Consider the following 13,779-nt stretch of genomic DNA (forward strand, 5'->3'; position numbering starts at 1 on the left):
ATACAGATAAATTTCTGTATGCAACTTATTAATTCTGGCTACCATCAAGCTTTTAGAGTGAAATAAGCCTGTGAAAGGTTAGATCCATAACTGCAAGATCGAGATTTGAGACCTCACTAGCCCCTTGTTTTTCTGCTTTGGAGATATAGATTTGTCAGGGCCTAAAAGCCTATAGGAAAAGGAACTTTCGATGGGAAACTCACTCTACATCAGCACGATCGAGGCAGGCAGCGGCAAGGCTCTGGTGGCCCTTGGCATTATTAATCTGTTCCTGCGAAAGACCACAAAGGTCAACTTCTTTAAGCCCGTCATTCAGTCGGCCCACCCATCCCCAGCGCCGGGAAAATCTTCACCTGGGCAGGATGAAGACATTGCCCTGATTTTGCAGCACTTTGGTTTACAGCAGACCGATGAAGAATCCTTTGGCCTGCGATCGCACCAAATCAACAACCTGAGAGGGCGGCATCAGATTGACCAGGCGATCGCCGGTATTCTCGACAAATTTAAAGTCCTGGAGCATCGCGGCGACTTTGTGCTCTGCGAAGGATCAGACTATTTAGACGAAGGAACGGCCTTTGAATTTAATCTCAACCAGGAAATTGCCAAAAATTTAGGCTGCCCCATACTGGTGTTAGGCAATGCCGATCATAGAAGCGTGGACGAGAGCATTCGCCTGGTTCAAATCGCGGTTGATGCCTATCGCAAGCACCACTGCCAGATTGCCGGTATTGTGCTCAATAAAGCCGCTCCTGAGCAGGTCGATCGCCTCAAGACCGCCCTGGAAGCCTGCTACGGTGAGGCGGATTATGTCTTGGCCGTGATTCCCTATGACCGCAGACTGTTGAGCCCCCGCATGCGAGATATTGCTCAGCAGCTGCAGGCGGAGGTGCTCTACGGCCACGAGCTACTGGGCCATTTGGCAACGAATGTTTTAGTAGCGGCCATGCAGATGCAGCACGCTCTCACCTGGCTGAGGGAAGACAGCCTGATTATTACCCCTGGCGATCGCGGTGACATGATTGTTGGTGTATTGCAGGCGCATCTATCGATCAATTATCCCAACCTGGCCGGTATGTTGCTATCGACGGGCCTAAAGCCAGAGCCTGCGATCGCAAAACTATTTGAGGGGCTGCCAGCACCCCTGCCCATTCTGTCGGTCAAGACCGATACCTACACCACGGCATCTCAGATCCAAGCCGTTCACAGCAGCCTTAACCCGGAGGATCACGAGAAGATTGACCTCAGCCTTCGAGCCTTTGAGCAGCACGTTGACCTGGCCCGCCTGGAAGAACAGGTCAGTCTAGTCCAACAGCCAGAGCTGACCCCTCAACTGTTTACCTACCAGCTGATGCAGCAGGCCAAAGCCGACCCACGGCATATTGTCTTGCCAGAGAGTACCGACCTGCGCATCTTGAAAGCGGCGGCGGTGCTGCGATCGCGAAAGCTCGCTACCCTGACCCTGCTGGGCAAACGAGAAGATATCGAGCGCGTGATCAAACGACACAGCATTCAGCTCGACCTGGAGGATCTAACCATTGTCAACCCGTCAGAGAGCCCCCATTTAGATGACTATGCCCACACCTTCTATAGGCTCAGAAAGCACAAGGGAGCGACCCTCGACATCGCCTACGACTACATGCTGGATGCCACCTACTACGGCACGATGATGGTCTATCGTGGCGACGCCGACGGCATGGTTTCGGGCGCAGCCCACACGACCCAGCACACCATTCGCCCCGCGCTACAGCTGATCAAGGCCAAACCAGGGGTTGCTCTGGTGTCTTCAGTATTTTTGATGTACCTGGGAGAGCATGTCCGGGTTTACGGCGACTGTGCGGTGAACGCCAACCCCGATGCGGCTCAGCTGGCAGACATTGCCATCGCCTCGGCAGACACCGCCCAGGCGTTTGGCATTGAGCCCCGGGTTGCCCTGCTCTCCTACTCTTCTGGCGACTCAGCGCAGGGGGAGGATGTCGAGAAGGTGCGGCAGGCGACACACCTGGCCCGCCAGCGACGCCCCGATTTACCCATTGAAGGGCCGATTCAGTACGATGCTGCCGTCGATCCAGAGGTGGCCGCCCACAAATTCCCGGGCACGGCGGGCGGCGGACAGGCGACGGTGCTGGTGTTTCCAGATTTGAATACGGGCAACAACACCTACAAGGCCGTGCAGCGCGAAACGGGCGCGATCGCCATCGGCCCTATTCTGCAAGGGCTAAAGAAACCCGTGAACGATCTGAGCCGGGGCTGCACGGTGAACGACATTGTGAACACAGTTGTCATTACGGCTATTCAAGCTCAGGCAGCCAGGGAGGCTGCGGTTAGTCCTCCTCCCACCGCTCCTGGGCCAGCAGATCAATGATGCGATCGCGCAGCAGATATTCGCTGTTGTCCAGATCGACTTCGATACATTCCCACTCCCGCTCGGGAATATAGCGACACAGGGTATAGATCGGCTGCTGACGATGCACGACGCCCTGATTGACCAGTTCCCGCACCTCATCGCGCAGCATGTCGAGGTTGTAGATTTTGCTCTGTAGCGTAGTGACCATCATTCGAACCCCAGGTAAGTACAGGCAGGGAGATATTCCCCTCCCCACTTCCACAATAGGGAGTGATTGTAAGGAAGTTATGAGCCAAACCGTATCCGTTCATACATTTTGCCCTGGGGCACCGCCAGGGCCTGATCCGCCGTCATAAGTTCCTCATGTTTAAGCCCTAGGGTGAGGACATCGTAATTTTGGCTTGCTGCTTAGGATCAGCCCATAGGAGTCGCCATGAAATATTTCGACTACGTCATCTTAGGTGCAGGGTTGGGTGGATTATCGGCCGCCGCCTGCCTTAGCCGTCAGGGTTATCGGGTGGCTGTGCTAGAGCAGCACTATCTGCCTGGGGGCTGCTGTCATACCTTTGACTATGGGGACTACTCCTTTTGCGCCGATGTGCACTACATCTACCAGTGCGGCAAAGGGCAGACGGTCGATCAATTTCTCAACTACATCGGTAGAGAGGTGCCGTTTAATTCGTTAGACCCAGACTGTATCGATCGCGTCATCACGCCCGAGGTGGACTTTCGCATGCCGCTGGGTTGGGAAAATTTCCGCGATCGCCTGCTCGCCACATTTCCTGACGAGGCCAGCGCCATCAATCGCTACTGCGACGAAATCAGTCGTCTGCACCAAGACATTGTTAACCTCGGTGAAGACGTCAATTGGTACGACTCAAAATGGTCTGACTGGCTGAAGCTGCCTAAACACTGGCACCTGTTTTCGAAACGGCTGCAAACCCTCCAGGACCTCTACGATCAAGTCGGGTTGTCCCCTAAGCTCCAGACCCTACTGGCGGGCCAAAGCGGCGACTACGCCCTACCGCCTAAGGAGATTGCTCTAATTGTTCATACGAGCTTGGTGTCAGACTACGCCGAGGGAGCCTACTACCCTCGGCATCACTTCCGGCATTTAGTCAACACTGTGGTGGATGCCATCACCGCCCGAGGCGGCGTGGTACAGCTCTCGACTCCGGTAGACCATATCGAAGTCAACGATGGTGAGGTGCAGTTTGTGACGGCTGGGGGAGAGCGCTACCGGGCTGAGCGAGCCTACATCAGCGATTTGGACCCAAAGCGCACCGTTGCGCTCATGCACAGTGAGACAGCCCTAGGCCCCCAGGAACGACAGCGCCTGACGGACTATGACTACTCCGTCAGTGCCTTCAACATTTATCTCGGCCTGGACAGTCGATTTAACCCAGCTCGCTACGGCCTTGGCAACTGGAATATCTGGTATTATCCGACCGGCAATCTCAACGAAGCCTACCAGCAGCAGATCGAAGGGAATTTAGACCATCCCTGGATCTTTTTGTCCTGCCCAACGCTGAAGTCAACGGCACCCGGTATGGCTCCTGCGGGGCACCATGTGCTTGAAATTGCGACCGTGTGTGCTTACGAGCCCTTTAAGCAGCTCCACGAGAGCGATCGCAAAGCCTACAAGCAGAAAAAGCGCGCGGTGTATCAATCCGTTATGGAGAGTGTGCGCGACCTGATTCCAGATGTAGACGCCTACACCCGCATGAAGCTGTACGGCACCCCCACCACCAGCGAGTACTATTTGGGTCAGCCAGAAGGCAACATCTACGGGGCCAATCTGATTCCCCGCCAGGTGGGGCTGAGGCGGATCGGCTACCGCACAGAGCTGCCCAATCTTTTCCTGGTGGGTGCCAGCGCCGGGTATCCCAGCGTGCCAGGGGTGATTGGCAACGGCATGAACGTAGCGGAGTTGCTCACCGGGCAGTCGGTGCGGCAGCCAACCGTGCAGATGCCGCAGGTCGCTCTCAGTTCATAAACCCGCAAGGGGCGGATCTGATGAGGGTGCCCTACAGTCTTTTATCTGCTTGGCGCAGCGCTAAACGCGTTCTTTCCGAATCTATGTCGCGGCGTTTCTCCTGGCTGTTGCGGCTCTGATACTTGTGCCTCTGCACAGTGATATTGGCGCGATCGCCGCGAGTTTCTGCACTAAAACGCCTGTCCGGCCCATCGGCGGCTACTTAATTTTTGTCGGGGCTGGGTTAGCGCTGGTATAGGTTGTTAGGTGTCTGTCGCTCTCTACTCATCTGTTTAAGACCTCTTCCTGTAAACTTGTACTACAACCTGGGGAGCAGTCGAAAGAAACTCAATGGCTCAAGTGACATGCTTAGAAATCTGTGCTGGTGCTGGTGGTCAAGCCTTAGGTCTTGAGCAGAGCGGATTTGAACCTCAAGCACTGGTTGAGATTGACAGTGCTTGTTGTAATACTCTCCGGTTCAATCGACCCCACTGGAATATCGTAGAAGGCGATTTGAGAGGATTTGAAGGTAAATCTTTTGCAGATATTGATTTGCTAGCAGGCGGCGTACCTTGTCCACCATTTTCAAAAGCAGGTAAGCAGTTAGGCAAAGAAGATGATCGGGATCTGTTTCCCGAAGCACTCCGGTTAGTGGATGAATGCAGACCTCGTGCTGTCATGCTAGAAAATGTTCGAGGATTTTTGGATGCTGTTTTTGAAGACTACCGAGGTAACTTAAAGCGACAGCTTGAAAAGATGGGGTATGTGGCTGACTGGAGGCTGTTAAATGCCTCTGATTTTGGTGTATCACAGCTAAGACCCCGCGTGGTGATAGTAGCTATACAAAAGGATTTATCAGGTAGTTTCTCATGGCCTAAATCCCATAGCCAAAATCCACCAACAGTCGGAGAGCTTTTATATGAGCAAATGGCATCAAGAGGCTGGAAAGGCGTTGATAAATGGAAACAGCAAGCTGATGATATTGCTCCTACCATTGTTGGAGGCTCAAAGAAGCATGGTGGGCCTGATTTAGGCCCTACTCGTGCTAAGCGGGCTTGGGCAAGTTTAGGCGTGGATGGCATGGGAATAGCCAATGAACCACCTAACAAAGATTTCGTAGGGATGCCCAAACTGACAGTTGAAATGGTTGCCAAAATTCAGGGTTTTCCTGATGAGTGGCATTTCACTGGTAAAAAGACCCCAGCATATCGCCAGGTGGGGAATGCTTTTCCACCGCCTGTAGCTCAGGCTGTCGCACGAGAAATCTTCGATTGTTTGACCTCTAAAAAGATATTTGCAATTGCTAGTTGAAAAAAATGACTTATGTCAGCCAAGAAAGGTGCCAGGGCAAAACTCAGAGAACACTTCCTTGACAACATCGGAAGAGTTATGGGCTCTGATGAACTTAGAGAGGTAGCCGGAGGTATCACAGAATGGGCAAGACGAGTGAGAGAACTGCGTTCAGAGGAAGGGTATCAAATTCAAACCCATAATGATAGGGGAGACCTAAGACCTGGACAGTATATGCTTGAAGATCCGAAGCCGATCGCTGCTTTTGAAAGGGCAATTTCAAAGGAGACTCGTGCGTACGTTCTTGATAGAAATGGATTTACGTGTCAAATGTGTGGTGCTGTAGCAGGAGAACCACATTCCTATGATCTCACAAGGAAAACTCGGTTGCATATCGGTCATATCGTGGATAAGTCTCAAGGAGGAACGGATGACCCCTCCAATCTCCGTGCAATTTGCTCTGTATGTAATGAAGGCGCTTCAAATTTAACCCTGGAAAGACCTTCAAACTTAAAACTTCTGGCACAGGTTAGACGAGCAAAAGGAAGTGACCAAGTTGAGCTTCTAAAGTGGCTTGTTCGGAAATATCCACAAAAAACTAAGGAGTTTCTAGGTGAGGAAGACACCTGATACTGCGTTGGTGCGGACTGTGTTGGTGCGGACGGAACGGAGGTTATCAGTCGCTGCACAACTCGACGTTATGTGGGTCGGCGCTCATCTCGGGAGACACCTTACTGTGGCGGCGGCATCCATTGGGTTACGTCGCTGCGGCGATCGCAGGCATTCAGGGATCACTACTTCTCTTGCTAAAAAACGTCGGGGGGCGATGGCAGGATAGGCATTAACTATATTGAATCAGCCGTCGCGTTGATCTGCTCCAGATATTGCAACGTCTGTTCTGCTTCTTGAATGTCGAGCTTGCCGATCGCAAACCCCACATGAACCACCACGTAATCACCCACCTGGGCTTCGGGCACGTAGGCCAGACTAACGGCTTTGATCACGCCGCTAAAGCTGACTCGCCCCATGCGGTCCAGGTTCTCCCCTGTAGTGCTGATGATTTTTCCCGGTACGGCCAGGCACATGGTTCGGCTCCTAAGTATAGCGATGGCCACAGCGCTTAGAACACGAGTTATGGTCACAGGTAGCAACTGGGGTAGCGCCATGGCGTATAGCTAGAGCATCAGGGCTACTGGCAGGCGTCCTAATTTGCTTGGCTCTAGCTATACAAGAGAGATGGCGTAGCGCGGCGACCATCTGCCCTAGGGCAATACCGCCGTCGTTGGGGGGAACTCGCTGGTGCCAGTAGGGGGTAAACCCATCATGGCAGAGACGACGGATGGCCTGCTGACTCAGCAGACGGTTCTGAAAGCAGCCCCCGGTCAGCACCACCTGAGCAAGGCCGACCCGCTGGGCGATCGCGCCAATCATCTCCACCAGCGCCTGGTGGAACTTCGTCGAGATCACAGCAGCGGGCACCCCTCGCAGCTGGTCACGGATAACCGCTCGCACCAGGGGCCGCCAGTCGATCACGCCCGGTAGGGTGGTCGAAACGGTAAAGGGATAGGCCTCGACCTCCAGGGTGTGATTGGCGGCAAACTCCAGGGCCATGGCCGCCTGACCCTCAAAGCTGACGGTTTGGTGCAGATCGAGCAGGGCGGCCATGCCGTCGAATAGCCGCCCCATACTGGAGGTCATGGGCGCGTTGATGCTGCCTGCCAGCATTTGTCGCAGAATATTGCGCTCAGATGCCGCAAAGGCTTGAACTGGGGCCAAATCCGTCAGCTCAAAAGCCGCTTCTCCGTAGCAGCCGTAGAGCAATCCAAGCGCCGATCGCCGGGGTTCTCGGCTGCACAGGTTACCTCCCGGCAGGGGAAACGGCAGCAGGTAGGCAACCCGCTCAAAGCCACAGTCTGTAATTTGCAGAAACTCTCCCCCCCAAATTGTCTGGTCGGGGCCGTAGCCGGTTCCATCCCAGGCGACGCCGAGTACCGGAGCCTGGAGCTGGTGTTCGGCCATGGCTGACAGCCCGTGGGCGTAGTGGTGCTGCACTGGAATCAGCGGCACCTGCCACTGCTGGGCCAGGGTCTGGGCCAGGCGAGTCGAGCCATAGTCGGGGTGCAGGTCGCAGGCGATCGCGGTGGGCTGACAGCGGTAGAGCCCCAAAAAATCAGCTACGGTCTGCCGCGATCGCGCCATCGCCTGGGGTGTTTCTAAGTCACCGATGTACTGGCTCAGCATGACCTGGGAGCCAAGGGACAGGGCGATCGCATTTTTGAGGTGAGCCCCGACAGCGAGAATGCGGGTGTCTGAATCAACCGAATCTGCGAGCTGAACGACCTGCGGCGCATAGCCTCGGGCATGGCGCAAGATCTGGGGCCGCTCCTGCACGATCTGCACGACCGAGTCGTCCACGGGGTGCCGGATGGGGCGATCGTGAATTAAAAACCCGTCGGCGATCGCCCCCAGCTGATGATGGGCTAACTGTTCATCGGCACAGATCGGCTCGCCCGAGCGGTTGCCGCTGGTGGCCACCAGGGGAGAGCCGTACTGCTGCAACAGTAGGTGATGCAGCGGGGTTGTCGGCAGCATGACGCCCAGGTATAGGTTGTCAGGCGCGACTGCCTCGGCAAGTTCTGCGCCACTCAGCCGTTTGGGCAGCAGCACAATCGGGGCCTGGGCAGCGGTGAGTAACGCTGCCGCTGCCTCGGATACCTCACAGTCGCGGCGAATCTGCTCCAGCGTGGCATACATCAGCGCCAGGGGTTTGTCCGGGCGCTGTTTGCGCTGGCGCAGCCGCTCTACGGCGGCCGGGTTCTGGGCATCGACCAGCAGCTGAAATCCGCCCAGCCCTTTGAGGGCGAGAATTTCGCCTCGCCGCAGGGCCGCGATCGCCGCCTGAAGCGGCTCTCCCACCTGAGGTTTCCCAGCGACCCAAAACTCTAGCTGCGGCCCGCAGTCAGGGCAGGCATTGGGCTGGGCGTGAAAGCGGCGATCGCTCGGATTGGTGTACTCCGCCTCGCAGGCTGGACACATCGTAAAGCCTGTCATGGTGGTGTGTCGGCGATCGTAGGGCAGCGCCGTGAGGATGCTAAAGCGGGGGCCGCAGTGGGTGCAGTTGGTGAAGGGATAGCGGTAGCGACGATTGTGAGGGTCGAATATATCTGCCAGACAGGCAGGACAGGTGGCCAGGTCTGGCAAAATTTGCGCGGTGGCTGCATCCCCAGCTGCTTCAGAAGGCCAGATCTGAAACCTATTTGCGCCCTGAACCGGGAGTGACTGCTGCGTCAGGGACTGAATGGTGGCGTGGGGGGGAAGCTCTCGCTGGAGTCGCCCCACAAACTGTTCCAGAGCAGATTCGGGGCCTTCAATATCGATCACCACGCCCTGGGGAGTATTCGTGACGCCGCCCCTCAACCCTAGCGCTGTGGCCAGCTGGTACACAAACGGACGAAAGCCGACGCCCTGCACTCGTCCCCGCAGGGTTAAACAGATTCGACGCTGAATTAGGCTGGTTGTCGTCATGACAGGTTAAGACTCGGCGTTTACCCCAGTTTGTAGCCAATTTGCCGCAGGAGCTGCTGGCGATCGCGCACATCCGCCGGCCCTTCAATGCCCCTGGGCGCAAAGCCATCGATCACGCCTAAAATGCCGCGCCCCTGCTCACTGGCGGCAATCACCACCTGCACCGGGTTTGCCGTAGCGCAGTAGATACGACAGACCTCCGGACACTGCTTGATCGCATTCAGCACGCTGATCGGGAATCCATGCTGCATCAGAATGATGAAGCTGTGTCCCGCCGCGATCGCCCCGGCGTTTTTGATCGCGACGTTCTGTAGCGTCTCGTCATTGCCTGCCGCCCGAATCAGGCAGGGCCCCGAGGCTTCGCAAAACGCCAGCCCAAACTGGATTTGGGCAGAGGCACCGATCATCGCCTCGTAGAGGTCTTCTACCGTTTTGATGAAATGACTCTGCCCTAGGATCAGATTGCTCTCAGGGGGCAGTTCTAAATCAACTAAATGCAAGTCCATCGTTGCAGGCCTTATTCAGCAATAGCAGGAGCAATTTCCTTCTGGTGAAAAAGATGCTCAACTTCAACTGTAAAAAAAGACTATGAGGAAGTTATGACGCCTGAACAGAGCTGACCTTGCGGTGGCACTGAAAGATGGCCTGCTCCAGGTAGGCATAGAAACTGGCCAGCCCCTCGCCCGTAGTGGCAGATAGCTCGAAGACCAACGCCTGGGGAGCGATTAAATGCAGGTAATGCAGGGCCTCAGCCCGCTTGAAACCCACCACTTCAGCCAGGTCGATCTTGCTGATGATGACGGCGTGGGCCGACTTAAACATGGTGGGATATTTCAGCGGTTTATCTTCTCCTTCGGTGACAGACATCAGCACCAGGCGCAGATCTTCTCCCAGGTCGTAGGCGGCAGGGCAGACCAGGTTGCCCACATTCTCAATGATCAGCAGATTGAGGTCGGCTAGGGTGAGCGCTTGAGCGGCTCGGGCCACCATGTCCGCTTCTAAATGGCAGAGGGTGCCGGTGGTGATCTGCACCACGGGGGCACCGGTTTGGCGCAGCCGTTCAGCATCGCGATCAGTGGCCAGATCGCCCACAATCACTCCGGCCTTTACCGGTCCTTGGTGCTGGCTCAGGGGAGAGGTCGCCGCAATCAGGTCGCGATCGCCCAGCAGACGCTGCACCAGCGTTGTTTTACCGGCCCCCGGCGATGAGAGCAGGTTGATCGCCAGCAAGTGCCGAAACAGGGCTCGATTTTGCTCGGCATAGCGATCGTTCTTGGCCAGCAGGCTTTGGTGCAGGTGTAAGACCTGTTGATTACCTGCATCTACGGCCTCCTGTTGACTAGCGCCACAACCACAGGTTCCACACATCGTTACGACACCTCCAGCGATGCGAGTTCTAAGTCCTGACCCTGACGAACGTCGGTGCTGATGCCGTGGCAGGTTGGGCATTCATAGACCCAGTCCGCGGGCTGAAAGTCGTGCTGGCAGTGGGGACAGTAGCACCGGGTCGGAATAGTTTCTAGCCTCAGTTCAGCCCCTTGGGCCGCCGTACCCGCGCTGACGATATCAAAGGCAAAGGCCAGCGCCTCGGGTACGACCCCCGATTGCATACCCACATGCAGCTCTAGAGCATGTATTTTGTGAGTTCCCTGGGCTTTGGCATGGTCGAGGGCAATCGCCAGGGCCGCCTGCATTAAGCTGACTTCATGCATGGTTCAGCACCCGCAAAAGGCTGTCGTAGGTAGGTGGTGAAAAACTGTTCAATGGTTCTCAACGCACTATCGGCCCCCCGCCGGGCCGTCTTTGAGAGCGCTTGACCCAGGCCACAGTGTTCAATCGGCACTTGCAATAGCCAGGCCTGGGGATGGTCACCATACAGCACTTGAGTTAGGGCCACGAGACCCGAGGGCTCGCAGGCATGGTTCATTAACGGTACGGTGCAGTGGGCTAGGGCGTCTTTGTTGGTCACAATCGGGTCAAGCTGAACGTTATGAGTGCGGCTTTTGCCACAGGCATCCACAAAGATGACATAGTCGGCCTCGGCCATGTCGGCGACGAGTTCTGGCAAGAGCTGTTGAACATGTAGCGATTTGACCGAGGGCAAATGCCAGTCGGCCACCGTCATGGCGACCTGGGGGCCGACACCGTCATCCCCCCGCAGTTCGTTGCCGTAACCCACAATCAGAAGAGAACAGGAACTGGCAGCTGGAGTAGAGGATGTCTTAAGATTCACGGCTTCAACTCCTGAGGTATAGAGTGTCTTCAGGTTGAGCATAGAGAATGGACGTGAGGATCTTGTGAGGAGAGGGGGGCAACCCAATTTATCGATACAGCTGATGCAGCACGTTCCCCTCAGCACCGATCAGCTGTAGGTGCAGGGGCATTTGCCCGGCGGCGTGGGTGGAGCAGCTCAGGCAGGGGTCGAAGGCGCGAATCCCCGCCTCGACGCGATTGAGCAGTGGCTCTGGAATCTCGGGGCTATGGATGTAGTGGCGAGCGATTTGGCTGATGGTGCGATTCATGGCCAGGTTGTTTTGGCCTGTGGCGATGATTAGATTGACCTGGGTAAGCAACCCCGTTTGATCAATTTTGTAGTGATGAAACAGCGTACCTCGGGGGGCTTCACCCACGCCGATCGCCTCTCGTTGGTTCACGTCAGCCCGCGCTCGCAGCTGGTCGCTTTGCAAGTCGGGATCGTCTAGGGCAATCTCGATGCGCTCGACGCAGGCCAAGATTTCAATCAGGCGGGCGTAGTGGTAGAAAAAAGAGCTGTTGACGGTGCCGTGCTGACGAAAGTGCTGTAGCTCTTGCTCTGCCAGGGGGGTGCCGATGCGATCGCACACGTTCAGCCGCGCCAGGGGGCCTACCCGATACAGGCCATTTTCGATGCGACAGTGCCCGGTCTGGTCGGGGTAGCCCAGGGGCTTGTAGTAGGGAGATTTAAGGTAGGAATCGGGCTGTACCGCTTCGCCAATAAACTCCCGATAGCGGCTGGGGTCTAGGCGATCGGCAATAATGTTGCCGCCGCTATCGACAAAGCGGAGGTGGCCGTCGTAGTGCTCCCAGGTGCCGTCGGGGGCGACCAGCCCCATAAACAGGCTGGGGAAGTTGCCGAAGATGTGGGCTTCCTCTTGAAGGTCTGCCAGCAGACGTTTGAAACGCTCCAGGGCTTTGAGAATGGTGGTTTTAGCCTCGGGCAAGCGCTCCCGAATCTCGGTTTTACCCGGCTCTGAAAGACCAGAGCGCACCCCGCCAGGCACCGCCCAGGAGGGGTGAATTTTGCGCCCGCCCAGCTGCTCGATCACCACCTGCCCAAACTGACGCAGCCGAATGCCGCCCCGCGCCAGCTCTGGCTCTGCTGCCATCAGGCCAAAGACGTTGCGCTGGGCGGGGTCGCTTTCCCAGCCCAGAAGCAAATCGGGGCTGCTGAGGTGAAAAAAGCTGAGGGCGTGGGACTGGATAATTTGGCCCAGATTCATCAGTCGCCGCAGCTTTTCAGCCGCTGGGGGAATTTGAACGGCCAGCAGGCGATCGCCCGCCTTGGCCGAAGCGAGCAGATGGCTGACCGGGCAAATCCCGCAGACGCGGGCGGTGATGGCGGGCATTTCCCAAAAGGGTCGCCCTTCGCAAAATTTCTCAAAGCCGCGAAACTCCGTGACGTGGAACCGGGCGTCGGTGACTTCACCCTGGTCGTCGAGGTAGATGGAGATTTTGGCGTGTCCTTCAATGCGCGTGACCGGATCGATGACGATTCTGTTGGCCATGGTGGCGATATTCTGGCAGTTCTGAACAGGTTCTAAACGGTAACTTTTGAGCTTTGATGCATCTCTTCGAAGATTTGCCAGGCCAGGTCACAGTCCTGGCGCATCTGAGCCTCCTCATCGTCAATGATGCGGGTGTGCTGCAAGGCGTCTTGAATGCGCTTGGCTAGCTCATCACGGGGAGGGGAATCTGGATGCCCTTTGCGCAAAATATCGGTCACAGAAACAATCCCCAGCAGCTCATCGTTCTCCATCACCGGGGCGCGGTGAATTCCTGCGTCAGCTAAGACCTGGGCTGCCTCTAGGACCGTGGCGTGGGCCGATATTCGGATGCAGGGCTGCCGCATGATATCGTGGACGCGCACAAAATCTGGGTTTTTCCGCCGGGCGATCACCTTAAAGACAATGTCTTTTTCGGTCACGATGCCGTAGGGCGTCTCTTCTGTCGGTTCGACAATCAGCGATCGCAGTCGCTTGGCCCGCATCAACAAAATGGCATTTTGCACGGTAGCAGAACTGCGAATAACGACCACGGGCTTGGTCATAATATCTCTGACGGTCAGCATGATGGCTCTCCCTACCCAGCTCAGCAATATGTCCTTTTTAGATCAACACTTTGAGGAACTTGTGAGGAAACGAAATACTGTCTGCGTTGAGACCAGGCATAGAACAACGCAGACAACATCTCCTGAGCCCAGATTCTCAAAATCGTATTGAAATCAAAAGGCTGCCTGTGATATGGCGGTTCTCGCTGGCGTGAGGTTCGTACAGATGCCTGTAACGCTTATTCAGCAAGACCCCTACAGTACTTCATCCGCTCAGGAACCGCTATAGGTAAATAATCAAGGTAATGTGGACGACAAGTTTTTCTGCAAATTGAGATT

13 protein-coding genes are annotated in these 13,779 nt (G+C 55.9%); 4 read left to right on the forward strand and 9 right to left on the reverse strand.

Features of this window, described 5'->3' with window-relative positions; translation table 11 throughout:
* The first annotated feature begins 190 nt into the window (after positions 1-190).
* Positions 191-2,362 (forward strand): phosphate acetyltransferase, encoded by a 2,172-nt coding sequence (pta, locus tag IQ254_RS07670; RefSeq protein WP_193965584.1) that lies wholly within the window; start codon positions 191-193, stop codon positions 2,360-2,362.
* Here pta and IQ254_RS07675 read toward each other — a convergent pair.
* The gene (locus IQ254_RS07675; RefSeq protein WP_193965585.1) at positions 2,322-2,555 is read right to left on the reverse strand and encodes a DUF4327 family protein; all 234 of its coding nucleotides are present in this window, start codon (positions 2,553-2,555) and stop codon (positions 2,322-2,324) included. The two genes, pta and IQ254_RS07675, sit on opposite strands and share 41 nt — an antisense overlap.
* A 222-nt stretch (positions 2,556-2,777) precedes the next feature.
* Between IQ254_RS07675 and IQ254_RS07680 the strand changes: the two genes are divergently transcribed.
* The 3 genes from IQ254_RS07680 to IQ254_RS07690 all read left to right on the forward strand — a co-directional run bounded on the left by IQ254_RS07680 (position 2,778) and on the right by IQ254_RS07690 (position 6,239).
* Positions 2,778-4,340 carry an NAD(P)/FAD-dependent oxidoreductase gene (locus tag IQ254_RS07680; protein ID WP_193965586.1) on the forward strand — a complete coding sequence of 521 codons (1,563 nt, stop codon included), beginning with the start codon at positions 2,778-2,780 and terminating at the stop codon, positions 4,338-4,340.
* Between the two features lie 330 nt (positions 4,341-4,670).
* Entirely contained in the window at positions 4,671-5,630 is a 960-nt protein-coding gene (locus IQ254_RS07685; RefSeq protein WP_193965587.1) for a DNA cytosine methyltransferase, read from the forward strand.
* Between the two features lie 12 nt (positions 5,631-5,642).
* On the forward strand, positions 5,643-6,239 hold the full coding sequence (locus IQ254_RS07690; protein WP_193965588.1) for an HNH endonuclease: 597 nt from the start codon (positions 5,643-5,645) through the stop codon (positions 6,237-6,239).
* Positions 6,240-6,454: 215 nt separating this feature from the next.
* On the opposite strand, the gene IQ254_RS07695 is transcribed toward IQ254_RS07690, so the two are convergent.
* The 8 genes from IQ254_RS07695 to IQ254_RS07730 all read right to left on the reverse strand — a co-directional run bounded on the left by IQ254_RS07695 (position 6,455) and on the right by IQ254_RS07730 (position 13,461).
* Positions 6,455-6,694 carry a HypC/HybG/HupF family hydrogenase formation chaperone gene (locus tag IQ254_RS07695; protein WP_193965589.1) on the reverse strand — a complete coding sequence of 80 codons (240 nt, stop codon included), beginning with the start codon at positions 6,692-6,694 and terminating at the stop codon, positions 6,455-6,457.
* A gap of 10 nt (positions 6,695-6,704) precedes the next feature.
* The gene (gene hypF, locus IQ254_RS07700) at positions 6,705-9,134 is read right to left on the reverse strand and encodes a carbamoyltransferase HypF (protein ID WP_193965590.1); all 2,430 of its coding nucleotides are present in this window, start codon (positions 9,132-9,134) and stop codon (positions 6,705-6,707) included.
* 20 nt (positions 9,135-9,154) lie between these two features.
* Positions 9,155-9,640: an adenosine-specific kinase gene (locus IQ254_RS07705; RefSeq protein ID WP_193965591.1), complete on the reverse strand. Its 486-nt coding sequence runs from the start codon at positions 9,638-9,640 to the stop codon at positions 9,155-9,157.
* Positions 9,641-9,731: 91 nt separating this feature from the next.
* Positions 9,732-10,502 carry a hydrogenase nickel incorporation protein HypB gene (hypB, locus tag IQ254_RS07710; protein ID WP_193965592.1) on the reverse strand — a complete coding sequence of 257 codons (771 nt, stop codon included), beginning with the start codon at positions 10,500-10,502 and terminating at the stop codon, positions 9,732-9,734.
* Between the two features lie 2 nt (positions 10,503-10,504).
* A complete protein-coding gene (gene hypA / locus IQ254_RS07715; protein WP_193965593.1) occupies positions 10,505-10,846 on the reverse strand; it encodes a hydrogenase maturation nickel metallochaperone HypA in 342 nt (113 codons plus the stop codon).
* The gene (locus IQ254_RS07720) at positions 10,828-11,367 is read right to left on the reverse strand and encodes a hydrogenase maturation protease (RefSeq protein WP_313887396.1); all 540 of its coding nucleotides are present in this window, start codon (positions 11,365-11,367) and stop codon (positions 10,828-10,830) included. Before IQ254_RS07720 ends, hypA begins: the two co-directional genes overlap by 19 nt.
* Positions 11,368-11,455: 88 nt before the next feature.
* Positions 11,456-12,898, reverse strand: coding sequence for a Ni/Fe hydrogenase subunit alpha (locus tag IQ254_RS07725; RefSeq protein WP_193965595.1), 1,443 nt, complete (start codon positions 12,896-12,898; stop codon positions 11,456-11,458).
* 32 nt (positions 12,899-12,930) lie between these two features.
* On the reverse strand, positions 12,931-13,461 hold the full coding sequence (locus IQ254_RS07730) for a CBS domain-containing protein (RefSeq protein ID WP_193965596.1): 531 nt from the start codon (positions 13,459-13,461) through the stop codon (positions 12,931-12,933).
* Positions 13,462-13,779: the final 318 nt, after the last annotated feature.

Origin of the sequence: Nodosilinea sp. LEGE 07088 (assembly GCF_015207395.1) — a bacterium.
In the GTDB taxonomy this organism is placed as follows: Bacteria; Cyanobacteriota; Cyanobacteriia; order Phormidesmidales; family Phormidesmidaceae; genus Nodosilinea.